This is a genomic window from Cupriavidus sp. 01L45 (assembly GCF_056399885.1).
This window is the reverse complement of the sequence record NZ_JBFTSG010000046.1, coordinates 48,649-75,512: the sequence shown is the minus strand read 5'-3', so window position 1 is coordinate 75,512 and position 26,864 is coordinate 48,649. Positions and strand designations below refer to the sequence as shown.

At 64.8% G+C, this 26,864-nt stretch carries 26 protein-coding genes; 5 read left to right on the top strand and 21 right to left on the bottom strand.

Annotated features, from left to right (window positions below; all coding sequences use genetic code 11):
• From AC1DT6_RS27905 to AC1DT6_RS27860, 10 genes are all read right to left on the bottom strand, one after another.
• On the bottom strand, positions 1–430 hold a 430-nt coding region (locus AC1DT6_RS27905), incomplete at its 3' end, for an Hpt domain-containing protein (RefSeq protein WP_477115095.1).
• A 59-nt stretch (positions 431–489) separates the two neighbouring features.
• Positions 490–1,494, bottom strand: coding sequence for a flagellar motor protein MotB (gene motB / locus AC1DT6_RS27900; RefSeq protein ID WP_477111318.1), 1,005 nt, complete (start codon positions 1,492–1,494; stop codon positions 490–492).
• A gap of 18 nt (positions 1,495–1,512) precedes the next feature.
• Positions 1,513–2,376 (bottom strand): flagellar motor stator protein MotA, encoded by an 864-nt coding sequence (gene motA, locus AC1DT6_RS27895; RefSeq protein WP_035863296.1) that lies wholly within the window; start codon positions 2,374–2,376, stop codon positions 1,513–1,515.
• Between the two features lie 457 nt (positions 2,377–2,833).
• The gene (gene flhC, locus AC1DT6_RS27890; protein WP_276288384.1) at positions 2,834–3,439 is read right to left on the bottom strand and encodes a flagellar transcriptional regulator FlhC; all 606 of its coding nucleotides are present in this window, start codon (positions 3,437–3,439) and stop codon (positions 2,834–2,836) included.
• Positions 3,436–3,753 carry a flagellar transcriptional regulator FlhD gene (flhD, locus tag AC1DT6_RS27885; protein WP_006162633.1) on the bottom strand — a complete coding sequence of 106 codons (318 nt, stop codon included), beginning with the start codon at positions 3,751–3,753 and terminating at the stop codon, positions 3,436–3,438. The genes flhC and flhD overlap by 4 nt, the downstream gene beginning before the upstream one ends.
• A 411-nt stretch (positions 3,754–4,164) precedes the next feature.
• Positions 4,165–4,899 (bottom strand): DUF4088 family protein, encoded by a 735-nt coding sequence (locus AC1DT6_RS27880; protein ID WP_276288383.1) that lies wholly within the window; start codon positions 4,897–4,899, stop codon positions 4,165–4,167.
• Positions 4,900–4,975: 76 nt separating this feature from the next.
• Positions 4,976–6,805 (bottom strand): methyl-accepting chemotaxis protein, encoded by a 1,830-nt coding sequence (locus AC1DT6_RS27875; protein WP_477111317.1) that lies wholly within the window; start codon positions 6,803–6,805, stop codon positions 4,976–4,978.
• A 158-nt stretch (positions 6,806–6,963) separates the two neighbouring features.
• Positions 6,964–8,604, bottom strand: a complete 1,641-nt coding sequence (locus AC1DT6_RS27870; RefSeq protein WP_441635410.1) for a methyl-accepting chemotaxis protein — start codon at positions 8,602–8,604, stop codon at positions 6,964–6,966.
• Between the two features lie 45 nt (positions 8,605–8,649).
• On the bottom strand, positions 8,650–9,126 hold the full coding sequence (locus AC1DT6_RS27865) for a chemotaxis protein CheW (RefSeq protein ID WP_441635412.1): 477 nt from the start codon (positions 9,124–9,126) through the stop codon (positions 8,650–8,652).
• 169 nt (positions 9,127–9,295) lie between these two features.
• Positions 9,296–9,679 carry a response regulator gene (locus tag AC1DT6_RS27860; protein WP_441635414.1) on the bottom strand — a complete coding sequence of 128 codons (384 nt, stop codon included), beginning with the start codon at positions 9,677–9,679 and terminating at the stop codon, positions 9,296–9,298.
• Between the two features lie 465 nt (positions 9,680–10,144).
• On the opposite strand from AC1DT6_RS27860, the gene AC1DT6_RS27855 reads away from it, so the two are divergent.
• On the top strand, positions 10,145–10,828 hold the full coding sequence (locus tag AC1DT6_RS27855) for a hypothetical protein (RefSeq protein WP_441635416.1): 684 nt from the start codon (positions 10,145–10,147) through the stop codon (positions 10,826–10,828).
• A 48-nt stretch (positions 10,829–10,876) separates the two neighbouring features.
• On the opposite strand, the gene AC1DT6_RS27850 is transcribed toward AC1DT6_RS27855, so the two are convergent.
• From AC1DT6_RS27850 to AC1DT6_RS27840, 3 genes are all read right to left on the bottom strand, one after another.
• The gene (locus tag AC1DT6_RS27850) at positions 10,877–12,826 is read right to left on the bottom strand and encodes a putative bifunctional diguanylate cyclase/phosphodiesterase (protein ID WP_441635418.1); all 1,950 of its coding nucleotides are present in this window, start codon (positions 12,824–12,826) and stop codon (positions 10,877–10,879) included.
• Positions 12,827–12,958: 132 nt separating this feature from the next.
• Positions 12,959–14,692, bottom strand: coding sequence for a methyl-accepting chemotaxis protein (locus AC1DT6_RS27845; protein ID WP_441635420.1), 1,734 nt, complete (start codon positions 14,690–14,692; stop codon positions 12,959–12,961).
• A gap of 196 nt (positions 14,693–14,888) precedes the next feature.
• Positions 14,889–15,494 carry a flavin reductase family protein gene (locus AC1DT6_RS27840; protein ID WP_441635442.1) on the bottom strand — a complete coding sequence of 202 codons (606 nt, stop codon included), beginning with the start codon at positions 15,492–15,494 and terminating at the stop codon, positions 14,889–14,891.
• A gap of 349 nt (positions 15,495–15,843) precedes the next feature.
• Here AC1DT6_RS27840 and AC1DT6_RS27835 point away from each other — a divergent pair, with 349 nt between their 5' ends.
• A complete protein-coding gene (locus tag AC1DT6_RS27835) occupies positions 15,844–16,149 on the top strand; it encodes an H-NS histone family protein (protein WP_441635422.1) in 306 nt (101 codons plus the stop codon).
• A 175-nt stretch (positions 16,150–16,324) separates the two neighbouring features.
• On the opposite strand, the gene galE is transcribed toward AC1DT6_RS27835, so the two are convergent.
• Positions 16,325–17,344 (bottom strand): UDP-glucose 4-epimerase GalE, encoded by a 1,020-nt coding sequence (gene galE, locus AC1DT6_RS27830; protein ID WP_441635424.1) that lies wholly within the window; start codon positions 17,342–17,344, stop codon positions 16,325–16,327.
• 173 nt (positions 17,345–17,517) lie between these two features.
• Complete coding sequence (locus AC1DT6_RS27825) at positions 17,518–18,549, bottom strand: tyrosine-type recombinase/integrase (RefSeq protein WP_441635426.1); 1,032 nt, start codon at positions 18,547–18,549, stop codon at positions 17,518–17,520.
• A 365-nt stretch (positions 18,550–18,914) separates the two neighbouring features.
• Here AC1DT6_RS27825 and AC1DT6_RS27820 point away from each other — a divergent pair, with 365 nt between their 5' ends.
• Together AC1DT6_RS27820 and AC1DT6_RS27815 are read left to right on the top strand one after the other, a co-directional pair.
• Complete coding sequence (locus tag AC1DT6_RS27820; RefSeq protein ID WP_441635444.1) at positions 18,915–19,295, top strand: nuclear transport factor 2 family protein; 381 nt, start codon at positions 18,915–18,917, stop codon at positions 19,293–19,295.
• A gap of 45 nt (positions 19,296–19,340) precedes the next feature.
• Entirely contained in the window at positions 19,341–20,342 is a 1,002-nt protein-coding gene (locus AC1DT6_RS27815; protein WP_441635428.1) for an NAD(P)H-dependent flavin oxidoreductase, read from the top strand.
• A gap of 102 nt (positions 20,343–20,444) precedes the next feature.
• Here the strand turns inward: AC1DT6_RS27815 and AC1DT6_RS27810 are convergent, their stop codons facing one another.
• Positions 20,445–20,996, bottom strand: a complete 552-nt coding sequence (locus AC1DT6_RS27810; RefSeq protein ID WP_441635430.1) for a PadR family transcriptional regulator — start codon at positions 20,994–20,996, stop codon at positions 20,445–20,447.
• Between the two features lie 373 nt (positions 20,997–21,369).
• On the opposite strand from AC1DT6_RS27810, the gene AC1DT6_RS27805 reads away from it, so the two are divergent.
• Positions 21,370–21,591 carry a hypothetical protein gene (locus AC1DT6_RS27805; RefSeq protein ID WP_441635432.1) on the top strand — a complete coding sequence of 74 codons (222 nt, stop codon included), beginning with the start codon at positions 21,370–21,372 and terminating at the stop codon, positions 21,589–21,591.
• A 198-nt stretch (positions 21,592–21,789) separates the two neighbouring features.
• Here AC1DT6_RS27805 and AC1DT6_RS27800 read toward each other — a convergent pair whose 3' ends face one another.
• The 5 genes from AC1DT6_RS27800 to AC1DT6_RS27780 all read right to left on the bottom strand — a co-directional run bounded on the left by AC1DT6_RS27800 (position 21,790) and on the right by AC1DT6_RS27780 (position 26,519).
• Positions 21,790–22,809, bottom strand: coding sequence for a Bug family tripartite tricarboxylate transporter substrate binding protein (locus AC1DT6_RS27800; protein WP_045235483.1), 1,020 nt, complete (start codon positions 22,807–22,809; stop codon positions 21,790–21,792).
• A gap of 124 nt (positions 22,810–22,933) precedes the next feature.
• A complete protein-coding gene (locus AC1DT6_RS27795; RefSeq protein ID WP_045235484.1) occupies positions 22,934–23,665 on the bottom strand; it encodes an SDR family NAD(P)-dependent oxidoreductase in 732 nt (243 codons plus the stop codon).
• 215 nt (positions 23,666–23,880) lie between these two features.
• Positions 23,881–25,083: a 3-oxoadipyl-CoA thiolase gene (gene pcaF / locus AC1DT6_RS27790; protein ID WP_441635435.1), complete on the bottom strand. Its 1,203-nt coding sequence runs from the start codon at positions 25,081–25,083 to the stop codon at positions 23,881–23,883.
• Positions 25,084–25,167: 84 nt separating this feature from the next.
• Positions 25,168–25,815: a 3-oxoacid CoA-transferase subunit B gene (locus tag AC1DT6_RS27785; protein WP_043357060.1), complete on the bottom strand. Its 648-nt coding sequence runs from the start codon at positions 25,813–25,815 to the stop codon at positions 25,168–25,170.
• A gap of 20 nt (positions 25,816–25,835) precedes the next feature.
• On the bottom strand, positions 25,836–26,519 hold the full coding sequence (locus AC1DT6_RS27780; RefSeq protein ID WP_441635438.1) for a 3-oxoacid CoA-transferase subunit A: 684 nt from the start codon (positions 26,517–26,519) through the stop codon (positions 25,836–25,838).
• Positions 26,520–26,864 lie beyond the last annotated feature (345 nt).

Here is a 26,864-nt window from a genome sequence, read left to right as displayed (position 1 = left end):
GCGCGGGAGCCGCTGCCGCGGGCGCGCCGCCCGCAGCCTCTAGCGCCAGTTGCTGAAGAACGGCGCAGATACGCGCCAGCGTTTCCGGATCGGGTTCCGTACCGTTACGGTAGGCGTTGAGCTGATCTTGCAACACGTCCTTGGTTTCCAGAAAAGTGTCGATGATGGTCCGGGACAACGCCAGTTCCCGCCGCCGCGTACGGTCGAGCAGGTTTTCCAGCAGGTGCGTGGTTTCGGTCAGGGCGGCGAAGCCGAAGGTAGCTGCGCCGCCCTTGATAGAGTGGGCTGCGCGAAAAATCGCATTCAGCTCTTCCGCATCGGGGGATTCGAGATCCAGCCCGAGCAGTAGCTGCTCCATTTCCACGAGGAGCTCTTCAGCCTCTTCGAAGAAGGTCTGGTAGAACTGTGTGATATCGATATCGACAGACATAACCGTCCTGGCTCACTGAAATTCGCTGCGAAGCCCGCTGCCTGCATGGCAAGCGGTCTTCATTGAACACTGCCCGGCTTGGCCGGGGCCGCGGCGGCGTTGCCCTGCGCAGTCGCCGCCGATGCGGCCGGCGCTGCGGGGGCGGAGGCGGCCGCCAGGCCTGCCTGCACTTCCTGGCCGGCTGCGCCGGCCTTTGCCGCCACCGAAACATCGGCGGCGCTGGCATTCTCTGCCTCGATCCGGGACTGCGCGCGCTGGTTCAGCACCACGATGCTGATGCGGCGGTTGACCGGTGCCATCTCGTCCTTCTTGTCGAGCGGCATGGTCGCGGCCAGGCCGATCACGCGCAGCACCTTGCCTTCGTTCATGCCGCCGGCGATCAACTCGCGCCGCGAGGCATTGGAGCGGTCGGAGGACAGTTCCCAGTTGCTGTACGTGCGTTCGCCGTTGGAGTAGTTGGCGGCGTCCGTATGGCCCGACAGGCTGACCTTGTTTGGCATTTCGTTGAGCACCGGGCCGATCTCGCGCAGGATGGTGCGCATATACGGCTCGACCGCGGCGCTGCCGGTGCGGAACATCGGCCGGTTCTGCGTGTCCAGGATCTGGATGCGCAGACCTTCGCTGGTGATGTCGAGCAGCAGTTGTGGGCGGAACTGGCGCAGCACCGGGTTATTCTCGATGATCTGCTCGAGCCGGTTCTTGAGCGCGCGCAGACGCTCGCTTTCCTGGCGCTCCTTGGCCTTCTGCACGGCATCGTCGGGGGTCTTCCTGACTTCCGCGTCCTGGCGGGTGATATCGAGGCCACCACCCGGGATCACGCTGGAGGACAGGCTGCTCTTGTTGCCGCCCGCAAGCGCCACCTTCAGCGGCGTGCGAAAGTACTCCGCCAACTGCTGCAGATCCTTGGGGGTCTGTGCCTTCAGCAACCAAAGCACCAGGAACAGCGCCATCATCGCGGTCATGAAGTCCGCGTACGCGATCTTCCATGAACCGCCATGATGCGCGGCAGCGCTTTTCTTGACGCGTTTGACGACTATGGGATGCGAACCGTGCTCACTGCTCATCGCTGCCGCTCCTCTACGTCAGGTAATGCTCTTGACTTCGCGGACGTGGTCGTCCAGCTCGAGGAAGGAYGGACGCTCAGTCGAGTACAGCACCTTGCGGCCGAATTCCACGGCCACCAGCGGCGCATACCCGTTGAGCGAGGCGAGCAGCGTGACCTTGATGCACTCGTACATCTTCACGCTCTCGTCCACCTGGTGCTCGATACGCGCGGCCAGCGGCGAAACGAAACCATAGGCCAGCAAGATGCCGAGGAAGGTGCCGACCATTGCGTGCGCAATCAGCGCACCGAGTTCAGCCGGCGGCAGGTCCGCCGAGGCAAGGGCATGCACCACGCCCATCACGGCGGCGACGATGCCGAAGGCCGGCAGGCCGTCGCCGACGCGGTGCAGCGCGTGCGCCGGCACCTCGGCCTCGTGGCGGAAGGTCTCGATCTCGTGGTCCATCAGGGCCTCGATCTCGAAGGCATTCATATTGCCGTTGACCATCATGCGCAGGTAGTCGGTCAGGAACTCCATCATTCCCGGATCGGCGAGGATGCGCGGATACTGGCTGAACACGCTGCTGGCCGCCGGATCCGCGATTTCCTTTTCCAGGAACAGAATGCCTTCGCGGCGGGCCTTGGACAGCAGGACGTAAAGCAGCGCCATCACTTCCATGTACAGCGCCTTGCTGTACTTGCTGCTGCGGAACAGCGTCGGCAGCGCATGCATGGTGGCCTTGATTGCCTTGCCGTTGTTGGAGCTGATAAACGCGCCGACTGCCGCGCCACCGATGATGACAAGCTCTGCCGGTTGATAAAGCGCGCCCATATGGCCGCCGGTCATGGCGTATCCGCCAAGCACCGCCGCCATTACGACAACAAAGCCAATTACAACTAGCACGATTGATTCCCCGTCAGAAAAACACGCGTCAGGCACGCACAAGGGTCGCCCTCCGGGAGAAGCGGATTTACCGCTCGTCCCGGCAAGACTCACCAACCACGCAAACCGCCCTCGGACCCGAGACCCAGTGACCTGAAGGCCCAGTGATCTGGAGTCCTGAAGCCTTGCAGTCTTATGACTTAACGACGCAAGACGGCAAGACTTGAAGACTTATTGACCCGGCATCGATGATCTTCCAACGCGGGGACCGGCGATCCGGCGAATAAGCCTGGGTTTCCTCCCGAGTTCCCGCGAAGGCCTTGCCTGAGCGTTGGTAAGCTTGGCAGGCTGCCACGGGAATGCGCGTGGATGCTGGGTACTTCCGGCATCCGCGGCGCACGGCGACAGGATTCCCAACGGCAGCCCGGGCATGTGCCCGGACTATCCGCTTGGTAACGTCTCGTCCAAATCGCTTCAGTCAGGCAACAACTTGCGCGGGAGCGACGTTCTTCGAGAGCTTCTTCGCCTTGCCGGCACGTGAGGGCGGTCGGCACAGGCTGCAAACGAAATTCGCATGCGGCTCGTACGCGTGTGTAACGAACTGCCCGCCGCAGCACGTGCAGCTGGAAAGCTGCAGCATGTTGCTCTCGAAAAACCGTACTAACGTCCAGGCACGGGTGAAACTTAAGACAATTTCGCTTTCGAGCAGCGATACGTGCTCAAGATAGAGCCGATAGCTCGCCACCACGGCGCGGATGCCCACCGTCTCGCCTTGCTGGACCATGAACTGATAGGCCGAGAAGAACAGCGAGGAATGGATGTTTGGCAACCAGGTGGTGAACCAGTCGGTCGAGAAGGGGAGCATGCCCTTGGGCGGCGAGGCGCCGCGCAGCTCCTTGTAGAGGCGGATCAATCGATCGCGCGAGAGCGTGGTCTCGGCTTCGAGCACCTGCAGGCGCGCCCCCAGGCCGATCAGCTCGATGGCGAGCTGGGTCTGGTTGGCGTCCTGCAAGACGCTCTTGCGATTGGGAACCGGAGTGGCCGTGGTACTCCGGACTGACGGGGCCTGAAGGAGCGCGGTCAATTGAGCGACTCCACGGGCTGCCGTGCGAGCAGGATCGCAGCATGGATCTGCTGCATATCATGGCTCTTGGCCGTATGGGTGAGTGTCGACAGCAAGGCATGGTCGTCGAACCGGAAACGGCACAGGACCATGTTTGATGCTGCCAGTTTGACCAACTGGGCCGGTGTCAACTTGGCGAGAATGTCGGCAATTTCCTTGCTGACGCCAAGCCTGAACATGGCTTCCAGATGATTTTCTCGCACCAGGCGTTGCGCGAGCAGCAGATAGGCGAGATTGACCTCCCTGATCTCCTGGAGAACTTCACTGCTTTCCAATTTTTCCCCGCTACCAAAAACCCTTCGACCGCTTGTCCGGCGCTTACCCGCAGCCGAAGGCTGAAGGCGACCAGATCGTTTGAGTGCGTGTTCGACGGGTACTGCGTACGACTAAGGAACTGCGCTTGGTCAGACTTATCCGAAACGTTACAAGTGTTACAGAGTGTAAGTGTGACTGTGAGAGTTATATCGGCAATTCAACCGGACTGCCAATCCCCTCTAACGTTGGGGTACAGCAATGTCGCACGAAACATACATGGGAGACGAAGTTTGTAACAAGTCACGCCTTTGTAATGTGATTTGCATCAAAACTGTTACGCGTATGTAACAGATTAAAGACTCTAAATCTGCCTCTTGGATCACCCCAGCCAGAAGTGCACTAATCACATTCCACTATTGACGAAAGGGACGTCACTGCACTAGCACGCGGCGCAGCCATGCGGCGACCCTTGCTAGCAGGTCATTGGGCTCCTCGCTGAACAGGTGCGGACAGGTTTGCTCCACCTGCTCCATGACGCGCGCTGCCTCTTCGGCACTCACGGTGCCATAGTCCATGGCCAGCCCCACCACCGCTCGCAACTCTCCCAGCCGCGAGCGGGCAGTGCCCGCGATGCGTTCGGTCTGCACCATGTACATGAGGTCGTAGACCCGGCGCCGCAGGCTTTCCGCCACTCGCCACGCCGGCGTCTGCATCTGCTCCTCGAGCGCACGGATGTCCACCGCCGAGGTGGCCAGCTGCGACGCCAGGAGCTCGATGAAGGCCAGGTCGGCCCCCGCGTCCTCCAGGATCTGCCGGGACCAGTCACGGGCATGCGCAAGGCGTTCCTGCGGCGTCCATTCGTAGCGCGTCGCCAGGCCGTAGCCAAAGCGCTGCGCGTCGCGCATCAGGGTCGCCATGGCATTGGGCAGCTGTTTGTTGAACACACGCTTGGCCCATGCGTACTCCCCCCCCGACAGCAGCCGCGTAACGGCGCGCTCGGTCAGCGGGCCGTCATGCTGAAGCAGGCGCGCTCGCAGGAAATCGTCAAAGCTTGGCGGGCTGAATTCGCTGTCCAGCCCGGTGGAGAGCTTGACGAAATGTTCGAACTCGGAGCGCAGCTTGGCCGCGGCTTCCTCGGGAAGCGCCAGGGTGATGTCGGTAGTCATGATGTGCGATGCTGAGTGACGCTAACGGCGAGCCACCGCCGGCCCGAGGCCGGCGGCATAACCCTTGCGCTTGACGTCAGAAGGCGCTCCAGTCACCGTTGTCGGACGTGGCAAGCGCGGCGGGGCGGGCAGTGCGGGCCAGGACGGGCGTGCTCGCTTCACGACCTCCCTCACGGCCTCCCTCACGTCCCCCCTTGTCCACCGGCGCCGGCTCGGCGGCCTCGGTGACTTCCTGGCGGACGACATGCGTGGACGGTTCGGTCCGTGCCGGCCTGGCCGCGGCGATCACCTTGGGACGCGCTGCTTCGATGCGCGAGCCGGCAAAGGCATCCGCCTGCGCCAGACGGAAGCTGGCCACCGAGGTTTGCAGGCGCGTGGCCTGGTCTTCCAGCGAACCGGCGGCGGCGGCGGCCTGCTCCACCAGCGCCGCGTTCTGCTGCGTCACCTCGTCCATCTGGGCCACGGCCTTGTTCACCTGCTCGATGCCCGAACTTTGCTCGGCCGATGCCGCGCTGATCTCGCCCATGATGTCTGTCACGCGCTTGACCGCCTGCACGATCTCGCCCATGGTCTGCCCGGCCTGGCCCACCAGTGCCGAGCCGTTGTCCACGCGCGCCACCGTATCGCCGATCAGGCCCTTGATTTCCTTGGCCGCGTTCGCGCTGCGCTGCGCCAGGCTGCGCACCTCGCCCGCCACGACTGCAAAGCCCCGGCCTTGCTCGCCAGCGCGCGCGGCTTCCACCGCCGCATTCAGCGCCAGGATATTGGTCTGGAATGCAATGCCTTCGATCACGCCGATGATGTCGACGATCTTCTTCGATGCCCCATTGATGTCGTCCATGGTCTGCACCACGCGGCCGACCACTTCGCCGCCCTTGACGGCTGTCTCCGATGCGTTCGCCGCCAGGCCGCTGGCCTGCCGCGCGTTGTCCGCGTTCTGGCGCACCGTGCTGGTCAGCTCTTCCATGCTCGATGCGGTTTCTTCCAGCGACGCGGCCTGCTGCTCGGTACGCTGCGACAGGTCGCTGTTGCCCGCGGCGATCTCGCGCGAAGCGGAGGCGATCGACTCTGCCGAGTCCTTGAAATCGCGCACCATGGTGGACAGTTGCTGCTGCATCTGTTTCATGGCGTGCAGCAGGCTGTCCTTGTCGCCGCTGCGCAGTTTCACTTCCGCGGAAAAATCGCCTTCGGCGATACGCGAGGCGATGGCCACGGCGTAGGCCGGTTCGCCACCCAGCTGGCGCGACAGCGTGCGGGCGAGGAATGCGCCAAGCAGCACGGAGACGGCCAGGCCGCCCAGCACCAGGCCCAGCATCCAAAGGCGCGTCCCCTCGTAGACGCCGCGCGCTTCTTCCATATTGGCCAGCGCGCGGTCGTCGCGGCGCTTGACCATCTTGGCCATCAAGTCCTCGAGCGCGCGGCTCTCCTTGATCAGGTCTGCGCTCTCGCTAAAGACCTGGCTCTCGAACTGCGAGGTATCGAGCGGCTGTTTGCCCACCAGCGCCACATACTTGCCCAACCGCTCGCGGTAGGCCGGCAGCAAGGCATCGTATTGCTTGACCAGGGCCAGGCCTTCCGGCTGGGTGAATGCCTGGCGCGCCCGCTTCATGCTCTCGTCCAGCATGCCAAGCGATTTCTCGATCTGGTCTTTCTCGGCGGCACGCTCGCCCATGGTCGATGCGGACAGCAGGGCGATCTGCGCGCGGCTGCCATAGAGCAGGCTGATATTGCCGGACTGCACGGCCTTGAGGGCCTGCAAGTCATCGTTATAGATCTTGCCGGTCCAGTCAGCCATGCGCCCCATATTGACGACGCCCAGCAGACCCATCACCACGCCGATAAGCGACACGACCAGAAATCCAACGACCAGCTTGGTCGTGACGCGCAGCTGATTGAACCATTGCATGCAGACCACCTCTCTTTTCTGAATGACTTGACCGGGTGCCCCGTCTGCCCGTGCCGGCGGATTGCCGGCAATGCGAACGACAGGTGCTACCTTTTTTCTGGAACAGTGCTTGAGACTGACTGTTTCAACTTGTTGCCTTGGCCGGATACCTGGCCGCGTCAGGCTTGCGCAAGCCGCTGGGCGCTGCCCTGGCCCACCCGCACCGGGCGCGCTTCCGGCCGCATGGTGACGCGGAAGGTGGCCACCGCATCGCGCAAGCGCGTGGCCTGGTCTTCCAGCGAACCGGCGGCGGCGGCGGCCTGCTCCACCAGTGCCGCGTTCTGCTGCGTCACCTCGTCCATCTGGGCTACCGCCTGGTTCACCTGCTCGATGCCCGAACTCTGCTCGGCCGATGCCGCGCTGATCTCGCCCATGATGTCTGTCACGCTCTTGACCGCCTGCACGATCTCGCCCATGGTCTGCCCGGCCTGGCCCACCAGTGCCGAGCCGTTGTCCACGCGCGCCACCGTATCGCCGATCAGGCCCTTGATTTCCTTGGCCGCGTTCGCGCTGCGCTGCGCCAGGCCACGCACTTCGCCCGCCACCACGGCAAAGCCCCGACCCTGTTCGCCAGCGCGCGCGGCTTCCACCGCCGCATTCAGCGCCAGGATATTGGTCTGGAATGCAATGCCTTCGATCACGCCGATAATGTCGACGATCTTCTTCGATGCCCCATTGATGTCGTCCATGGTCTGCACCACGCGGCCGACCACTTCGCCGCCCCTGACGGCAATCTCCGATGCGTTCGCCGCCAGGCCGCTGGCCTGCCGCGCGTTGTCCGCGTTCTGGCGCACCGTGCTGGTCAGCTCTTCCATGCTCGATGCGGTTTCTTCCAGCGACGCGGCCTGCTGCTCGGTACGTTGCGACAAGTCGCTGTTGCCCGCGGCAACCTGGCGGGTCGCCGTGGAGATGCTCGACATGCCCTCCTGAATCTCGCCAACCACCGACAGCAAGCTGCGCTGCATGGTGCGCATGGCGCGCGCCAGCGCACCGACCTCGTCGCTCGCGCGGTAATCCAGGCGCGTGGTGAGGTCGCCGGCCCCCATGCGCAGCGCGAAATCGAGCATGTCCTGCACCGGCCGGTTCACGCGCGCCAGCAGCAAGGTGCCGGCGACGAACGAGGACACCAACGCCAGCGCGAAGCCACCCCACAGCCAGGGCCGCAGCGAACCCGCTGCCTCGCCGTCTGCCAGCGCTTCAAAAGCGGCCAACGCAGCCAGGAACCACACCAGGCCCGCCACTTGCGACATCAGGATGCGCCGCTTCAACGTGGTCTTGGTGAGGCGCCCCGGCAATCCCGCCAGGCCGCGCCGTACCACAGCGCCATCGCGCACCGCGAGCCCATGGCCCTTGCCCTCGCGCAGGCGCGCATATGCCGCGCTGGCCGCCTCCACCTGCTCTCGCTGCGGCATCGAGCGCACGGAGGTGTAGCCCACCAGTTGGCCGTCGACGACCGTAGGCGTCACCGTGGCGGTGACCCAATAGAAGTCCCCGTTCTTGCGCCGGTTCTTGACGATACCGACCCACGAGCGGCCAGCCTGGATCGTCTTCCACAGATCCGCGAATGCTTCCGGCGGCATATCCGGATGGCGCACCAGGTTGTGCGCGGCGCCGAGCAATTCCTCTGCATCGAAGCCGCTAGTCTCGATAAAGGCGCGATTGGCAAACGTAATGCGCCCTTTGAGGTCAGTCCGGGAAATCAGGTAATCGTCTGCGGAGAGCTTGTGCTCTCGGGAGGTAACGGGTTGGTTATTTCGCATGGATGGAGGACTGCGTGGATCGGGCTCTGTCTGTTTGCAGCCGCTTCAAGCGGCCGCGGCTGCTTCAAGCGCTGCGAGCTCTTCGGTGTCTAGCAGTTTCTCGATATCGACAAGGATCAGCATGCGGTCTTCGACCGAGCCGATGCCGCGGATGTATTCGGTGTCCCCGGACAGCTGGGGTGCCTGACGGATCTGGCCCGGCGCCAGCGTCAGCACGTCGGACACGCCGTCGACCACGATGCCGGTGATGCGCTCGTGCAGGTCGACGATGATCACCACGGTGTACTGGTCATAGTTGACCGTGTCCTGGCGAAACTTGATGCGCAGGTCGATGATCGGCACGATGATGCCGCGCAGGTTGACCACGCCTTTGAGGTAGGCCGGTACATTGGCGATCTGCGTGACATTCTCATAGCCACGGATCTCCTGCACCTTGAGGATGTCGACGCCGTATTCCTCGCCGCCCAGCCTGAACGCGAGGAATTCCTCTCCCGCGCCCTCTGTCTTGTTCCCGCTTTTCATTTTCCTGGCTCCCGCTGCCATGACCGGCCATCGCGCGCAGCCAAAGCCACGGCTGGCCGGCCCGAAAACGGGCAGCCTTGCCGAGACCCGGCCTGCGCCAAGGCACGAATATCGTTTACCTCTTAACGGCAGTAGGCCGCGTGCCTGAAGGGAAACAATGGCAAGGCATTTACCCTACCTTCGAGGGGTCCAGCAGCGCGCCGACGGCTTCCATCAGCTGATCGGGATCGAAGGGCTTGGCGAGGAAGCCGGAGGCGCCGGCATCGCGGGCCTGCTCACGTACCTGGCCGTCGACCTCGGTGGTCAGCATCAACATCGGGATTGCGGCATAGGCCGGAGTCTTGCGCAGCGTGCGGATCAGGGTCAGGCCGTCCGTGCCGGGCATGACCTGGTCGGTCACCAGCATGCCGAACGACGTATCCATGGCCAGCGCCAGGGCCTCGTCGCCATCGGCGGCCTCGGATACGGTGTAACCTCCGGCGCGCAGGCAGGCGCCGATCATGCGGCGCAAGGAGGGAGAATCGTCGACGACTAGAATATGAGGCAAAGACATAACGGCTCCGTTGACAGCACGATGGTGAGTCCACAAGCCCAGGTCCTGGCCCGGTGGACCGATATTCGTTCTCGCCTGGGACGGCGGCGGCGGGCAAACCCGAGCGATTTCCCTGTGCGTTCCCATGCCAGGGACCACGCGGATGCAAGCTGCTGCGGCACTCGCGCAGCGCGGTGCGAACCGCGCCCCTGCGGGGAATATCGGCAGCGTTGGCCGAAACCGTAGTACGGTTGCGCTGATAAGCGCAGATTTGTTACCCCCCGGTTATGGGGTGCATCCGCTCGCCGAGGGTCGGCATACTACGGCCGCCGCGCAAAACGTCCCACTCCCATTGCTGGCCGTGGACGGTTTGCGCTACCCGGGGCAGTGGCACTGCAACACTATCGGAACGTCAACATGTCGAACTTGCCAGGCCCGCAGTGGAGCAAACGGGAAGTCCCGGAATCGCGTCAAACCGACAAGCTCATGGTGCTCATCCAAGGCGCGCCGGACGCATTGCTGGCGCCGCTGCCGGATTTCGGCGGACGGCTGCACTGGGTATCGCGGCGTCCGCGCCAGCCGGCCGATGTGCAGCTGGTCATCGTGGAGCGGCAGATCAGCGCAGCCATGGCACAACGCCTGCGCGCGCTGCGGCACCCCGATCGCCTCGTTGTCACCCTGCTCGTCGATGGCCCGGCGTATGCCACGACGGGCTGCGGGCCCATCGTGCCGACCACCGCCGAGGGACTGCCACGCACCCTCGAATTGCTTTCCTCGGTGTTGTTCGCGCCGGTGCTGGGGGATGGGCCCATGCCCCTGACATGGCGGGATGTACAGGCGGTGGCCAGCCGCGATGCAATCGGCCTGGCATTGCACGTGGAAACCACCAGCGAGGCCAGCATGGCGGATGAGCTGCTGATGCAGCTGGCGCGCTTCCACGGACGTACCCGCATCGAACCCGAGGCGCTGCTGGCCAGTATTTACCTGCCGCGGGGATTGCCATCGCTGGTGAATTGCAGCCAGCAGCTGCGCAGGCTGGGGGCGCTGACGGGGCACTATTGCGAGACCCGGTTTGCGTTGCTGGTGCCGGAAAGCGGGCGATTTACCCGCTTGCTGGCGTTGTTTCCGTCTGCCGGAGCGCTGCCTGACCCTTATACGCCCAGGCGGTGAACGGGCGAGTGCCGGATGTCGCTGGATTTCCGAGCGGCATCTCACGCCTCAATCCCCCGAGACCAACTCCGCGAACGCCCCCGGATCCAAGGGATGCGACAACAAATACCCCTGCACCTCGTCGCAGCCCATCGCCGCCAGAATATCCAGCTGCGAATTCGACTCCACCCCTTCCGCCACCACCCGCATCCGTAGCTCATGCGCCAGCGCCACCATCGACCCGACGATGGCTCGGCCTTGCGGGTCGGCATCCAGCCCGCCAATCAAAGTACGGTCGATCTTCAGTGTCCCGACGCGCAACCGTTTCAGATACCCCAGGCTGGAATAGCCGCTGCCGAAATCGTCCAGCGCGACATGGATGCCAAGCGCTTGCAACTCGGCCAGCGTCTCCAGCGACTGCGCGATATCCTTCATCGCCGCGGTTTCGGTGATCTCGAGCGTGACGGCCGACGGTGGAATGTCGTGCTGATGGATCTGCTCGAGCAGGTATTGCGGGAAATCGCGGCTGGCAAAGCGCAGTCCGGAGACATTGATGGCCACCGGCACCACCGGGATGCCCTCGTCCTGCCACTGCCGGATCTGCCGGCACACCGTGGCGATCACCCAGTCGTCCAGCTTGTCGATCTGGCCCGACTGTTCCGCCACCGTGATGAACTCGGCGGGATTGACCTGCCCCAGCGTCGGATGGCGCCAGCGGCACAGCGCCTCGGCGCCGATCACGGTGCGCTGGCGCACGTCGAACTTCGGCTGGTACTGCAGCGCGAGACCGTCGTCCTGGATGGCCAGCCAGAGGTCGCGACGGATGACCCGCATGCGCCGCGCGCGCTCGCCGGCGGCGGAATTGAATACGCGCACCTGGTTGGAGCCGCTCTCGCGCGCTTCGCTCAGGCTCACGCGTGCCGCCTGCATCAAGGCTTCCGACGTTTGCGCGTCGCGCGGGTAGATGGCGATGCCGATATTCACCCCGATCTGCATCTGCAGGCCGCGCGTGGACACGAACTCCGCGAGCGAGCTCAGCAACCGCGTGCCCAGTTCATTGGCGCGGTTGTGCTGGATCATCTCGGGCACGCCGACTGCGAACTCGTCGCGCGCCAGGCGTGCCAGGAAATCGTGCGGCTCCAGCGCTGCCTGCGCCAGGGCCCCGGCATCCTGCGCCAGGATATCGTCCGCGCGCACCTCGAAGACTTCGTCTACCTCGCGAAAGTCGGCGATATGCACCAACAACACGGCACAGCCGGTCTCCGCCAAGCGCGCCTGCGCGATCGACTGATCGAGCCAGCGCGCAAAGGCGGTGCGGTCGGGAAGATCGGTGCTGACGCTGTACTCCCCGACCGTACCGTGTCCACGCGCCGTCGCGCGCACGGTCAGGCGGCCCGGGATGCGGCCGCGCCGACGTACCGGCAGGGTGGTTCCCCCGCCCGTGGCGGGCGACTGGCTATCGAAAATATCGTCCAGCGCCTTGGTGTCCGGGATGGCGAAGCCGGGCGGGTTGGCCAGTTGCCATGCGAGCGGGTTGGCGCGGCGCAGGCCGAAGTATCCGAGCGCCGCCAGAAGAAGCGCGGCCACCGCCAGCCAGGCCGGCTGCATGAAGTTGCCGGGTTCCACGCATAGCGCGGACGGGCGCTGCGCATTGCCGCACAGGGCGCTCAGACGCGCGCCGGCGGCCACCACCACCCCGGCGCCGGCCAGCGTCACCGCCAGGGCGGTACCGCGCAGCAGGGGTATGTGCCGGCGCAACCAGGGGATGGCAAGCGTGAGCCCGGCAGTCATGGCGAGCACGGCCGCGGCCTGCGACACCTCGCGCGTGCCCCGCAGGCTGCCGGAACCCAGCGCGACCCACAATGGCAGTCCGACGGACGCGGGTGAAAACAGCAAGACCGCCCATTGCAGCGCCCGGCTGGGTCTGCCCGCCGGCTCCCGGTCCGGCTTGGCTGCGCGTATACCCAACCCGACCGCGAGGCCGGAGAAGGCAGCGAGCAGCAGAAGGCTAGCACTCATGTCAGTAAGGAAGCTGCGCAAAAATTGGGGGCGATGGCGCGACGATCCGTACGATGCGGGCGCAAGACCCGCATCATCGCATCACGCGCGCTTCCCCGGGGATGAAAACAGCGGCAAGCTGTATGCCATGGCTCAGAACGCGCTCCAGTCGTCGCCGCCGGTACCGGCTGCGGCCAGTGCGGGGGCCGCCGGAGACGCGGGACGTGCCTTGCGCTGGACCGGCGGGCGGGCTCGCGTCGGCATGGCCGCGACAGCCTTGGCCTTGCCCGTGGCCGCGACGCGCGTAACCGGGGCCGGCGTGGCCACGGCATGGCTGCCTGACAGCCGGAACACGGACACGACGCCATTGAGCTTCTGCGCCTGCTCTTCCAGCGCGCCCGCGGCCGCCGCGGCTTCTTCCACCAGCGCGGCATTCTGCTGGGTGACCTGGTCCATCTGCGTGACCGCCTGGTTGACCTGCTCGATGCCGCTGGTCTGCTCCTGGGTGGCCGCGCTGATCTCGTTCATGATGTCGGTGACGCGCTTGACCGCATTGACGATCTCGCCCATGGTCTGGCCAGCCTCGGCGACCAGCCTGGTGCCGCTTTCGACGCGCTGGCCGGATTCGCTGATAAGAGCCTCGATTTCCTTGGCGGCGGCGGCGGAGCGTTGCGCCAGGGTGCGCACCTCGCCGGCAACCACCGCGAAGCCGCGGCCCTGCTCGCCCGCCCGGGCCGCCTCCACCGCGGCGTTCAGCGCGAGGATATTGGTCTGGAAGGCAATGCCCTCGATCACGCCGATGATTTCCACTACCTTGCGCGACGAGCCATTGATCTCGTTCATGGTGTCGACAACACGGCCTACCACGTCGCCGCCCTTGAGCGCGATCTCCGAGGCATCGCTGGCCAGCACACCAGCCTGGCGCGCGTTATCGGAATTCTGGCGCACTGCCGATGTCAGTTCTTCCATGCTGGCCGCGGTCTGCTCCAGCGAAGAGGCTTGCTCTTCGGTACGTTGCGACAGATCGAGGTTGCCGGTGGCGATCTGTTGCGTGGCCGAGGCAATCGAGTCAGTACCGCCGCGCACCTGGGCAACGATGTTCGACAAGCTTTCCTGCATGGCCACCAGCGCTTGCATCATGCGCCCCACCTCGTTGCGCGACACATTGGTAATGCGCGCGGTCAGGTCGCCGGCGGCGATACGCTCGAACACCCCCAGGGCCTCCTCCACCGGCCGCACGATAGCCCGGTGCAGCGTCACGGCACACAATACGGCGACCAGCAAGCCAAGGGCGATCAGCGCGAAGGACAGCGCGCGCACCTGCCCGAAGCGGTCTTGCGAGACGTTGTAGTTGGCTTCGCCGGTACGGATCTGGAAAGCCTGCAGGGCTTCATAGGCGGTAGCCAGGCTGCGCTGCAAGTCGGGCAGCGCCTTCTTGGCAATCGCAAGCGCCCCGTCCGCGTTGTTCTCGATCAGCGCTTTCTGCAGAGGCAGGATGCCCTTCTCCATGAATTCCTGGCGCTTGCGGCCAAATTCCGCGGCGAGCGCCTTTTCCTCGGCGTCCTGCGGCAGCGCCATGTATCGCTTCCAGGCTGTCTCGGCGCTGTCGACGAACACCATGGAGCGGTCTACCGCCGCTTTGCCATCGTCACCATCGCCAGGCATCACGCCGCGGTCCAGCGCCAGGCGCATGCGCGTCGTGCCGAGCATGGTTTCACTGAGCGCCTGCGCCGACGCAAGCTGGTTGCCATAAGTTTCCTGGAGCGCGTCGTTGCTGTGCGACATGCCATAAAGGCCCGCACCGCCAACCAGAATCAGCAGAAGCGACAACATTGCCATTGCGCCGCGCAACAAGGTTTTGATCTGGATATTGTTATGGAAAGACATGAAGCACCCGATACGGTAAGGAATGCACAGGACCTCCTCCGGCCCCGGCCCGGCGAATCGACACCCCAGCGACCCGCTCAGGGCAGATAACGGCGTGGTCGCGTGATTCCTTGAGCGAGGTGCCGTGCCCGCCACGCCGGCAGCGTCCCCTCTCCTACCCTGCGTCGCCAATTGGGGCCGTGTCCCTGCGCTGCGCTCATTCGGTGGCCCCCGGCTCCACCTGGAAAGCCTCCCCGGTGGCAAAAAATGCGCCGCCGGCAAGGTAGTGCATCGAACGACACTCCCGATCCGGAAAATGCCATCTGCCATTCGAAAAAGCGGCGGAATCTGCCCACGCAGCCACCACTTCGGCAATAAACAGATCGTGGCGCGCGGCGTTGGCCGGCTCGGGGATTACCCGGCATTCCAGCCAGCCAAGGCAGCCGGCAACCAGCGGTGCGGCAATCTCTTTCGCCGCAAAGGTGGCCAGGCCCGCGGCGGCAAACTTATCCTGCTCGCGGCCGGAACGCGAGCCGGATTCCAGCGTGGCGGCGGCCTGCGCGCGGGCGGGGATGTTCAATGCGAACTCGCCGGACGCTTCGACCAGTTCGCGGGTGAGGGTGCGGGAATCGATCACGACCGCGACCTTGGGCGGCTGGAAATCCAGCGGCATCGCCCAGGACGCCGCCATGACATTACGCCGGCCAGCGTGGGCGCTGGTCACCAGCGTAACCGGCCCGTGATTCAACAGGCGATAGGCTTTCGCCAGTTCGACCGGGACGAGCCTGCCCGCGGCGCCGGCGTTAATCGAATCGAAAGACATGTTTGAGGCGAAAGCAGGTTTGGTCGTTTTGCGAAGGGATCGGCATTGTTGCACCAAAATCACTTCCCGCTGCGCGCCATTACGGCGGGCAGGGTTATTACGCAGTCCGGATTGCAAAACGGCGGGGTGGTGTCGGCACGCCGTTTTCTCGAACATTCGAAAGCAGCCGCTCTGTCGGCAAATGCGAAACTGCCGCTGACCCGTGGTCTGCACGGAAGTTCATTAATTAGATCATACCGCCGATTTATCAGAATTCTCTCCATCGCGGTTTAAAAGCGTTTGCAGGATCGCTTGGTGCCGTTATAATTCATCCGAATCATCATGCTCACCCAGTAAATCGAGGCTCGCAATGGCGACTTATCAGGAAATTGTTCAGAAAATCAGTGAACTGCAAAAGCAGGCCGAGGAAATCAAGGCTCGCGAGCAGGCTTCCGTCATCGCCGATATTCGCCAGAAAATCGACCAATATGGCCTGACCGCGGACGATCTGGGTTTCGGCGCCAAGCCTGCCGCCGGCAAGAAGGCAACTCGCAAGGTACCGGTGCGCTATCGCGACGGCGCGGGCAATACCTGGACCGGCCGCGGCAAGCGTCCTGGCTGGCTGACCCAGGCCCTGGCCGCCGGCAAGAATATCGATGACTTCCTGATTCGCTGAAACCGGGCGCCGGCAACGGGCATCGCGGCCGAGCACCCGCTGCGCTCCTGAGAACGGCCGGGCACTTGCCCGGCCGTTCTCATTTTCACTGCCCGGTCCTCGCCGTGTCCACAGAGCGCCCACAAAGCCGGGCACGCAGAAACGGGTACGCACCCCGCCTGCCCGGCCACGCCACTCAGCCGGCAAACCCCAGCGGGTTCATCGACTGCCAGCGCCACGAATCCTCGCACATGCGATCGATATCGTGCTGCGCGCGCCATCCGATCAGCGTGTGCGCCAGTGCGGGATCGGCATAGCAAGAGGCGATATCGCCGGGGCGGCGAGCCCCTATTTCGTAGGGTACCGGGCGGCCGCTGGCGCGCTGGTAGGCCGCGACGACCTCCAGCACGCTGTAGCCCCGGCCCGTGCCGAGATTGACCGTCAGGCATTGCTGCTTGTCGCGCAGGTAGACCAGGGCCGCAAGATGGCCGGCCGCAAGATCGCAGACGTGGATGTAATCGCGCACACCTGTGCCGTCGACCGTGGGGTAGTCACCGCCGTGCACCATCAACTTCTCGCGGCGCCCGCCGGCGACCTGCGCTACATAAGGCATCAGGTTGTTCGGCACGCCGCCGGGGTCTTCGCCGATCAGGCCGCTTTCGTGCGCGCCCACCGGATTGAAATAGCGCAGGTACGCAATCCGCCAGTCGGGATCGGACCGTTCCAGGTCACGCAGGATCTGCTCGCTCATCAGCTTGGTCTGGCCGTACGGATTGGTGGCCGAGAGGGGAAAGTCCTCAAGGATCGGCACCGAATGCGGATTGCCATATACCGTGGCGGAGGAGCTGAACACCAGTTGCTTGACACCAGCAGCGTTCATCGCCGAGCACAGGGCAAGCAAGCCATTGAGATTATTGTCGTAATAATCCAGCGGTTTGCTGACCGATTCGCCCACCGCCTTGAGCGCCGCGAAATGAATCGCCCCGGAGATCCGGTGTTCGGCAAACAAACGGTCCAGCAAAGCGCGGTCCCGGACATCGCCCTCGACAAAATGCGGACGCTGGCCGGTAATCTGCGCAAGCCGTTCGACCACGGCGCGATTGCTGTTGCAGAGATTATCCAGGCCAATCACGTGATAGCCGGCCTCGAGCAAGGCGACCCAGGTGTGCGATGCGATATAACCGGTGGCTCCCGTGAGCAGCAAAGTTTCAGACATAGCGATTCATCAATAGGTTGTGAAAAGAGACTGAGCGGGCACCGCGACAGCGCGCCTGGTACATCTGGCGAAGCGCCTGTTTCAGCATCCCCTGGCACGAGGCTGCCATCGGCGGCTGGCAACGGCTCCAGGTTAGCGCCACCCGCATTGGGCCGAACGACGACTAATGGCGACTAAGCATAGCAGGACGCATCTGTCGTGCCGGCGTCACCGGCCGAATTCCGTCCTGCCGCCAGGCCTGCGCGCGCCTGCCAGGCCTCGAAAGCGGCACGCAGGCGCCAGCCGGACTCCAGGTCCCGCATGCCAAGGCACTGCGCCACTTCAGCCGGGCCGGCGCCGCCCTCGAAGTGCAGCGCGCCGCAAGTATTGCGCAGCGTCTGCGGAGACGCCCGTTCACTGCGGCCCGCCAGCACGCCGGCTTCATCCAGCAGGATCTCCACCCGGCGGTACAGCGAAGCGGCATGCAAGTGCCGCCCGCTCGGCATGGCGGGAAAGACCAGGTTGCCCAATGTGCCACTCGTGCCGCGGATCTCCAGCCAGGCCAGCAATGCCGGCCGCGCGAAGGCAAAGACCGGTGCCTCGTAGGCGCGGCCGTTGTCGGCCCGGACCAGGCGCAGCCTGGCGGCATCCTCCGCGATGCTACCGGTGCCCAGGCCACGCGCTTCCCCCACCTTCAGGCCGGCGCCCAGCAACACCGCGACCAGCGCGGTGTCGCGCGCGCGCTTCCATTGGGTCGGCGACAGCGCGGCGGCATCCTGGCCCGGCGACCGGGCCGCCGGCGCCAGCACCCGGGCAATCAAGGCTTCTCGCTCGGCAGGCAGCAAGAAGGCGGTGGGATCGTTCTCGCCTTCGGCAAGGTGGGCGCGTACGGCCTGGCTCGCAGGATTGTGCAGGCCGTCCTGCAGCAGCGACAGATGGTGAAAGACGCGCTCGATCAATCGTGCATAACGATAGCGGTGGTGCTTGTGCAAGTCCTGCTCGTCGAGGAAGGCTCCGATCTGCTCCGCCGACCATGCCAGCGGTGCCACCCCGCGCTCCCCCGACCACCGCAAAAGCTTGCCCCACATCGCGCGATAGACCACGGCGGTGCCATGGCGAAAGCCGTGGCTGACCAGCCAGCCGTCGAAAGCCCGCTCGGGTTGGGTCCGCCAGGCTTCGAGATCCGCATCGAAAAGGGCCCCGGACGGCCCTACTTTGGCGCTCATGTCAGTACTCACTCGCGCTCCTGCGCTGTTTTGCGGCAATGCCCGTATTGTAGACAAGCCGCCACAAAAGACCGAGGCCTGCGGCCCCTCCCTTCGGCCAAAAAAAAAGCCTCATGAGGCATATAAACGCCAAAACATTGCAATTGCCGTCGCGTGCTGCTACCTTTCTACACATCGCTATGCAACTGGTTGCATAGCGATGTGTAAGCTGCCGTCGCCGCGGCGCCCACCGGGCAAGCGGAACGATGCAGCCCAGCGCGCCGGAACGGGCGATTTCCGCGCCCTCGGCCCACTCCGGAGGAGACACCGTGACCCAAGCAACCTTGTCAGCGGCGGCGCAGGCCTCGCTGGCAATCTGGCACCGCATGATCGCCACCCATTCCATGGCCGACCTGGACAGCATCGTGGCCGATGAGGTGGTATTCCACTCGCCCGTCGCCCACACACCGTACCCGGGGCGCATCGCCCTGCGCATGGTGCTGGAATCGGTCAACCAGGTATTCCAGGACTTCCGCTATCACCGCACTTTTGTCAGCGACGACGGGCGCAGCGTGGTGCTGGAGTTCAGTGCGACAGTCGACGGCAGGTCCGTCAAGGCCATCGACATGATCCGCTTCAACGACGCCGGCAAGATCGACGACTTCGAGGTCATGGTCCGTCCCAAGAGCGGCCTGGACGCGCTTGCCGCCGCCATGGGCGCGCGGCTTGCCAGCCAGAAGTCCGTACTGCAGGGCGCCAGCGCCTGATACCGGCATCTTCCACTCACCGTTTCAACTTCGCAAAAGAACGCTATGTCTCTTCCCGCCATCCTGCAGGACCGTCTTTCGCTGCCGGTAGTCTGCTCGCCACTGTTCATCATCTCCAACCCCGACCTGGTGATCGCCCAATGCAAGGCCGGCGTGGTCGGCTCCTTCCCCGCGCTAAACGCGCGTCCGGGCCCGGTGCTCAACGACTGGCTGGACCGCATCACCACCGAACTGGCCGAACACGACGCCAAGCATCCAGATCGTCCGGCCGCGCCATTCGCGGTCAACCAGATCGTGCACAAGTCGAACGACCGGCTCGATCACGACCTGGAACTGTGCGTGCGCTACAAGGTGCCCATCGTCATCACTTCGCTGGGCGCGCGCACCGAGGTCAACGACGCGGTGCACTCGTATGGCGGCATCGTGCTGCACGACATCATCAACAACACCTTCGCGCGCAAGGCCATCGAGAAAGGCGCCGACGGCCTGATCGCGGTCGCCACGGGTGCGGGCGGCCATGCCGGCGTCCTGTCGCCGTTTGCGCTGCTGCATGAAATCCGCGAGTGGTTCGACGGCCCGCTGCTGCTGTCGGGCGCCATCGCCAGCGGCGACGGCATCCTGGCGGCGCTGGCCGCGGGCGCCGACCTGGCCTACGTGGGTTCGGCATTTATCGCCACCGAGGAAGCCAACGCGCAGGCCGCCTACAAGCAGATGATCGTCGATAGCAACGCGTCGGACATCGTCTACTCGAACCTCTTCACCGGCGTGCACGGCAACTACCTGCGCCAGAGTATCGTCAACGCCGGGCTCGACCCGGCAGCGCTGCCGGAATCGGACCCGTCCAAGATGAATTTCGGCTCGGGCAGCGTCAAGGCGTGGAAGGACATCTGGGGCGCCGGGCAGGGCGTGGGCGCCATCAAGCGCGTGGTGCCGGCAGCCGACCTGGTGCGCCGCTTCGCCGAGGAATATGCGCTGGCACGCCGCCGGCTGGGCCTTGCCCCGCAAACGGCGCACACCAGCGGCGCCACGGCAGCCGACCTGGCCTGATTACGTCGTCGCGGGCAGTCCGTCGCATTCGGCGGCGGATTGCCCTTTCCCCCGCGCCTTTGGAGGGGGGACCTTATCTCGGCGCCAATGGCGGCCAGCGCCTCAAGCCGGATCGTCCTGCTTATCCAGCAGCGGCAATAGCTCCTCCGCCCAGGACACCCAATCTTCCTCATAGCGGATACCCCGCTTCAGCAGTGCATGTTGCAGTTGCTGCGCGCGCGTGGGCTGCGCGGCGGAGAAATCACGCCTCTCTATCTGGCGGTAGGTGTCGAGCCGCTCCTGGTGCAGTCCGATCAGGCGCTGCATCTCCGGCCTCAACCCTAGCGGACCCACGACGGCATCCGCCCGCAACTTCACCAGGATCTCGTCGCGCAGGTCCAACCCGGCGGTAGGCGCAAGCACCCAGCGCGCAAGCTCGTCGCGCCCCGGCGGCAGCACGAAATAAACCTTCTTGCGATTGCGCGCATCGCTCTCGCCCTCGCCCTCTTCCTCGGCAATCCAGCCATGTTCGGCCATGCGGCCCAGTTCCCGATAGATCTGCTGGTGCGTGGCATGCCAGAAATAACCGATTGAACGGTCGAAGCGCCGCGCCAGCTCGTAGCCGGAAGACGGTCTTTCCAATAAGGAAGTCAGGAGTGCGTGCTGAACGGACATGCGGGAAGGGTAACGTGAGAGCCCGTCGCCAGGCAGTGAAGTCTTCCCTCCCGGCGTGGCTTTGATGGCAAGCGCCTATGGTAGCGCAAAGGAAGTGCAAAACCGCGCACGGCGCGACCGTCCCGGGTCGCCGCCGTCCGCACTGCCAGCCCCGCGGCCCCGGAGAGGGCCGCCGCCATCGATGCGCGCGGTTTCTGGCGGTTAATTGCGGGAAATATGACAAATAAGCGACAGACCAGATCCAGATATTAAAAATGCTGAATGGCATTTTGCCGCTGTCTGCAATACATTTGCAGACATAGTCATTTCGCATGCMTGTCGCCGGTTCTCGGCCGCGGCGCAGCGCATGCCCGTCATTCACCAGGAGTGGTCCATGCAAGGACAAACAGATTTCGCCGAAGACCGGGATGTCCAGTGGGAAACGGATGGCCCTCCTGTAGTTTGGCAAGCGGCACCGGCGGCAACCATGCCGGTGTATTACCGCCTGCCGGACACGCCGGAAGGGCACCATATCAAGGAGTACGCGAGCGGCCTGCGCCAGCTGGTGCGCTTTGTCGGTGTCGAAGAGCAGGTCGTGAAGTACAGCCTGGCCTGATCCGCGCCGGCCGCGTCTTTCCGTCGTTTCCTCCCTTGTCTCCTCCTGCCCTGTTCGAGCGGGCCAGGATTAAGCCCGCGAGAAATCGCGGGCTTTTTTCTGTGCCATGGACGTAAAGAAGCCGGCCCCGAAGGGCCGGCTCGTGGCTGCCGGCAGGCCGGGCATTGCGTCCGGGCCGGGCTGGCGATCAGGAACCGATCAGTCCACCGTGGCGCCCGAAGCCTTCACCACCTTGGCCCACTTGGCGGTTTCCGACTTCATGAACGCGGCCAGTTCAGCCGGCTTTTCCGGACGAGGCTCGGCACCCTGGTCGGCCATCTGCTTCTTCACTTCCGGCATGGCCAGGATCTTCACCACTTCCGCGTTCAGGCGATCGATGATCGGCTGCGGCGTGCCGCCGGTGGCGTACAGCGCGAACCAGGAGGTAGCTTCATAACCCGGCACGCCGGATTCCGCCACGGTCGGCACGTTCGGCAGCGCGGGCGAGCGCTTGGCCGAAGTTACGGCGATGGCACGCAGCTTGCCGGCCTTCACGTGCGGATACGACGACGGCATGTTGTCGAACATCAGGCCGATCTGGTTGCCCAGCAGGTCGTTCACCGCCGGTGCGCTGCCCTTGTAGGGGATGTGCTGGATATGCAGGCCGGTCATCGAGTTGAACAACTCGCCCGACAGGTGCATCGACGAACCGCTGCCCGACGAACCGTACGACAGCTTGTCCGGGTTGGCCTTCACATAGGCGATCAGTTCCTTGACGTTGTTGACAGGCACCTTGGGGTTCACCACCACGATGTTCGGCACCATCGCCACGCGCGAGATCGGCGCGAAATCCTTGACCGGATCGTACGGCAGCTTGGAGTACAGCGACTGGTTGATCGCATGGGTACCGATGGTGCCCATGAACAGCGTGTATCCATCGCCCGGCGCCTTGGCCGCGATCGATGCACCGATATTGCCGCCAGCACCCGGGCGGTTGTCGATCACCACCGGCTGGCCAAGCACCTTGCCCAGTTGCAGGCCGACGATGCGCGCCAGGATGTCGGTGGTGCCGCCGGCCGAGAACGGCACGATCATCGTGATCGGCTTGGTCGGGTAGGTACCTTGGGCGTAGGCTGCACCGGTCATGCCGCCAACGGTTGCGGCCAGTGCCACGCCGGCGGCCAGCAGGCGACGGCGCGCGCTGTTGTGCAGGGTGCGGGCTTGGGAATCGGATTTCATGTTTACTCCAGGATAGATCGCTGTAAGCCCGCACTTGTGGCGCGGGTCATCTTTTTAGTTTTTACTGACTAAATGCTGTGGCGTGATAACGTGGCGCGATTGCCCCGGTCACGCCCAGGGACTACTACACGGGTGCGACGCCGAGCGTGGTGCCGCCGCAAACGTAGAGCACCTGGCCGGTCACGAAACCGTTCTCCGGCGACAGGAAAAACATCGAGGCGCGCGCCACGTCTTCCGGCGTGCCCATGCGCTTGACCGCGATGCTGGCGAGGATGCGCTTGGTCTGCTCGCTGCCTTCGGGGTTGCTCTTGCGGAACAGGTCGGTGGCGATCGGGCCGGGCGCCACGGCGTTGACCGTGATGCCGTCGCCGCCCAGCTCCATCGCCAGCGTGCGGGTCATGCCGATCAGGCCGGCCTTGGTGGCGGAATACACCACGCGCTCCGGCTTGCCCAGCGCCGCGCGCGAGGCCATGTTCACAATACGGCCGAAGCCCGCCGCGCGCATCGCGGGCAGGCAGGCCTGGGTCAGCAGCAGGGTGGCTTGCAGGTGCAGGCCCACGACATAGTCCAGGTCTTCCACGCGCGCGGTGTCGGCGGTACCGGGGCGGGTGGCGCCCGCATTGTTCACCAGCCGGGTGACGGCAAAGCGCGAGGTCACCTGCTCGGCCACGGCGCGGGTCGCGGCGGCATCGGTCAGGTCGGCCTGAAAAAACGTCATATTGGGATGGGACCAGGCGGGCGCGACATAGTCGACATTGACCACCTGCGTCACGCCATCGGCCAGCAGCATTTCGCTGATGGCACGGCCGATACCGGAACTGGCGCCGGTAACGAGCGTGGCAACGGGAAGGGACATCTTGTACTCCGACCGGCCACAACTGCGCCGGGTCATGCTGGAAAGGGATGCGACCAGAGCCGGCGAGCCAGTCGGCCCAGTCGCACTGCTTCTTTGCGTTGGGAAACTTCAAAGCCTGCGCATCCACCGGGTACTAACGGCGGCGATGCGGCATTCTTTAGCAGACGGCGCCCGCGGGCCGAAACCCGCGGGCGCCGAAACCACACCCGCTGCGATCAGACGCGCTCGATCACCATGGCGATGCCCTGGCCCACGCCGATGCACATCGTGCAAAGCGCGTAGCGGCCGCCTGTACGGTGCAACTGGTACATGGCGGTGGTAACCAGGCGGGCGCCGCTCATGCCGAGCGGGTGGCCCAGCGCAATGGCACCGCCATTCGGGTTGACGCGAGCGTCGTCGTCGGCCACGCCGAGTTCGCGCAGCACGGCCAGGCCTTGCGCGGCAAACGCTTCGTTCAGCTCGATCACGTCCATCTGGTCGATGGTCATGCCGAGTTGCTTGAGCAGCTTTTGCGAAGCCGGCGCCGGGCCGATGCCCATCACGCGCGGCGCCACGCCGGCGGTGGCCATGCCGACGATGCGGGCCTTGGGCGTCAGGCCGTGCTGGCGGGCCGCGGCTTCGCTGGCGAGCAGGATGGCGCAGGCGCCGTCGTTCACGCCCGAGGCATTGCCAGCCGTGACCGTGCCGTCGGCGCGAACCACGCCGCGCAGCTTGCCCAGCGCTTCCATGCTGGTGGCGCGCGGGTGTTCGTCGCGCTCCACCACCAGCGGATCGCCCTTCTTCTGGGCGATCGTCACCGCGGTGATTTCCTGCGCCAGCGTGCCGTCGGCCTGGGCGCGCGATGCCTTTTCCTGGCTGCGCAGCGCCATCAGGTCCTGGTCTTCGCGGCTGATCTTGTAATCGGTGGCGACGTTCTCGGCGGTCTCGGGCATCGAGTCCACGCCGTAGGCCGCGCGCATGGCCGGGTTGATGAAGCGCCAGCCGATGGTGGTGTCGAAAATCTGCGCATCGCGCGAGAAGGCGCTGGTGGCCTTGCCCATCACGAACGGCGCACGGCTCATGCTTTCCACGCCGCCGGCCAGCATCAGGCCGGCTTCGCCGGCCTTGATCGCGCGCGCGGCGGTGCCGGTAGCGTCCATGCCCGAGCCGCACAGGCGGTTGATGGTGGCGCCCGGCACGCTTTGCGGCAGGCCTGCCAACAGCAGCGACATGCGCGCCACGTTGCGGTTGTCTTCGCCGGCCTGGTTGGCGTTGCCGTAGATCACGTCGTCAATGGCGGACCAGTCCAGGTTCGGGTTGCGTGCCATCAGGGCCTTGAGCGGCACCGCGCCCAGGTCGTCCGGGCGAACGCCGGACAGGCTGCCGCCGTAGCGGCCGATGGGGGTGCGGATGGCGTCGCAGATAAAGGCTTCGGTCATGGTTGTCTCTCTCTTGCTTGTACGTGAAAGCGTGAAGCTTGGAAGGCTGCTCGCCGGGGGTGGCCCCGCCGGTCAGGCCGGCACTCAGGCAGAAGCGCCCTGCTTGAGCGGCACGCCGGTCAGGCGTTGCAGTTCGTCGAAGGACAAGCCTTCGACCAGGTCGCGCGCCACCAGCCCGTCGGGCGTGACATCGATGGTAGCCAGGTCGGTATAGATGCGCGTGACGCAGGTCATGCCAGTCAGCGGATACGTGCATTCCGCCACGATCTTGCTCTCGCCCTGCTTGGTCTGGTGCTCCATCATCACGAACACTTCCTTGGCACCGATGGCCAGGTCCATGGCGCCGCCCACGGCCGGGATCGCGCCGGGCGCGCCGGTATGCCAGTTGGCCAGGTCGCCCTTCACCGACACCTGGAAGGCGCCGAGCACGCAGAAGTCGAGGTGGCCGCCGCGCATCATGGCGAACGAATCGGCGTGGTGGAAATACGAGCCGCCCGGCTTGATCGTGACAGGCTGCTTGCCGGCGTTGATCAGGTCGCCGTCTTCCTCGCCGGCGGGCGGTGCCTTGCCCATGCCGAGCAGGCCGTTCTCGCTGTGCAGCAGGATTTCACGGTCGGCCGGCAGGTGATTGCCAACCAGGGTGGGCAGGCCGATGCCGAGATTGACCACGGCACCGTCGGGAATGTCTTTGGCCACGCGGGCGGCCATCTGATCGCGGGTCAGGCGTTGCATATTCTGGATCTCCTTGGCGCTCAGGCGGCAGCCTGGCTGGCGCCGTCGATCTTGACGACGCGCTTGACGAACAACCCCGGCGTCACGATGTGTTCCGGGTCCAGCTCGCCGAGTTCGACGATCTCGCTGACCTGCACGATGGGGCATTTGGCGGCCATCGCCATGATGGGGCCGAAGTTGCGCGCGGTCTTGCGGTAGGTCAGGTTGCCCCAGCGGTCGGCGCGCAGCGCCTTGATCAGCGCGAAGTCGGCGTGGATCGGTGTCTCGTAGACATAGCCCTGACCATCGATGATGCGGGTTTCCTTGCCTTCGGCCAGCGGCGTGCCGTACGCGGTGCGGGTGAAGAAGCCGCCGATGCCGGCGCCAGCGGCGCGGATGCGCTCGGCCAGGTTGCCCTGGGGCACCAGTTCCAGCTCGATCTCGCCGGCGTGGTACAGGGCATCGAAGACGTAGGAATCGGACTGGCGCGGGAAGGAGCAGATGATCTTGCGAACGCGCTTGGTCTTCAGCAGCGCCGCCAGGCCAGTGTCGCCATTGCCGGCGTTGTTATTGACGATGGTCAGGTCACGCGCGCCCTGGGCGATGAGCGCGTCGATGAGCTCCGCCGGCATGCCTGCCATGCCAAAACCGCCAATCAGGATAGTGGCGCCGTCGTGGATGTCGGCCATGGCCGATTCCACGGAGTCGAATAGCTTGTTGATCACTTGCGTTCCAGTTCCGAGAGTCCGGACGAACTATCCGGAACCGGCCGCCAAGGAGGGAAATCAGGCGGCACGCAAACGCTGTCTCCGGACAGTCCTGCCGGAAGAGCCATCCGGCTTGCGCGCCTTGCAATTCCTTGCAAAAGTGCACCGCCGGACACGAATCCAACAGACTTTGGTTTTTCTTATTATTCTGGTTTGTTCTAACTGCGAACTTCAATTCGCAGAATGAACAGGTTACACTCCCTATCCGACGGTGGTCAAGGCGGCGGCAAATCGCTTGTGCGTTTGTCGGACACGATCGTAGGCCAGTTGAAAGCTACCTTGCGCACCTGCCCGCGTATGCCT

Coding starts and splice junctions, on each gene's coding strand:
- AC1DT6_RS27865 (WP_441635412.1), bottom strand. CDS start 9,126: ATGAAAAGCGGGAACAAGACAGAGGGCGCGGGAGAGGAATTCCTCGCG.
- AC1DT6_RS27815 (WP_441635428.1), top strand. CDS start 19,341: ATGTCTCTTCCCGCCATCCTGCAGGACCGTCTTTCGCTGCCGGTAGTC.
- AC1DT6_RS27835 (WP_441635422.1), top strand. CDS start 15,844: ATGGCGACTTATCAGGAAATTGTTCAGAAAATCAGTGAACTGCAAAAG.
- AC1DT6_RS27840 (WP_441635442.1), bottom strand. CDS start 15,494: ATGTCTTTCGATTCGATTAACGCCGGCGCCGCGGGCAGGCTCGTCCCG.
- AC1DT6_RS27810 (WP_441635430.1), bottom strand. CDS start 20,996: ATGTCCGTTCAGCACGCACTCCTGACTTCCTTATTGGAAAGACCGTCT.
- AC1DT6_RS27870 (WP_441635410.1), bottom strand. CDS start 8,604: ATGCGAAATAACCAACCCGTTACCTCCCGAGAGCACAAGCTCTCCGCA.
- AC1DT6_RS27880 (WP_276288383.1), bottom strand. CDS start 4,899: ATGACTACCGACATCACCCTGGCGCTTCCCGAGGAAGCCGCGGCCAAG.
- AC1DT6_RS27800 (WP_045235483.1), bottom strand. CDS start 22,809: ATGAAATCCGATTCCCAAGCCCGCACCCTGCACAACAGCGCGCGCCGT.
- motB (WP_477111318.1), bottom strand. CDS start 1,494: ATGAGCAGTGAGCACGGTTCGCATCCCATAGTCGTCAAACGCGTCAAG.
- AC1DT6_RS27850 (WP_441635418.1), bottom strand. CDS start 12,826: ATGAGTGCTAGCCTTCTGCTGCTCGCTGCCTTCTCCGGCCTCGCGGTC.
- pcaF (WP_441635435.1), bottom strand. CDS start 25,083: ATGACCGAAGCCTTTATCTGCGACGCCATCCGCACCCCCATCGGCCGC.
- AC1DT6_RS27820 (WP_441635444.1), top strand. CDS start 18,915: ATGATCGCCACCCATTCCATGGCCGACCTGGACAGCATCGTGGCCGAT.
- AC1DT6_RS27875 (WP_477111317.1), bottom strand. CDS start 6,805: ATGCAATGGTTCAATCAGCTGCGCGTCACGACCAAGCTGGTCGTTGGA.
- AC1DT6_RS27860 (WP_441635414.1), bottom strand. CDS start 9,679: ATGTCTTTGCCTCATATTCTAGTCGTCGACGATTCTCCCTCCTTGCGC.
- AC1DT6_RS27795 (WP_045235484.1), bottom strand. CDS start 23,665: ATGTCCCTTCCCGTTGCCACGCTCGTTACCGGCGCCAGTTCCGGTATC.
- AC1DT6_RS27785 (WP_043357060.1), bottom strand. CDS start 25,815: ATGCAACGCCTGACCCGCGATCAGATGGCCGCCCGCGTGGCCAAAGAC.
- AC1DT6_RS27805 (WP_441635432.1), top strand. CDS start 21,370: ATGCAAGGACAAACAGATTTCGCCGAAGACCGGGATGTCCAGTGGGAA.
- galE (WP_441635424.1), bottom strand. CDS start 17,344: ATGTCTGAAACTTTGCTGCTCACGGGAGCCACCGGTTATATCGCATCG.
- AC1DT6_RS27825 (WP_441635426.1), bottom strand. CDS start 18,549: ATGAGCGCCAAAGTAGGGCCGTCCGGGGCCCTTTTCGATGCGGATCTC.
- AC1DT6_RS27855 (WP_441635416.1), top strand. CDS start 10,145: ATGGTGCTCATCCAAGGCGCGCCGGACGCATTGCTGGCGCCGCTGCCG.
- AC1DT6_RS27845 (WP_441635420.1), bottom strand. CDS start 14,692: ATGTCTTTCCATAACAATATCCAGATCAAAACCTTGTTGCGCGGCGCA.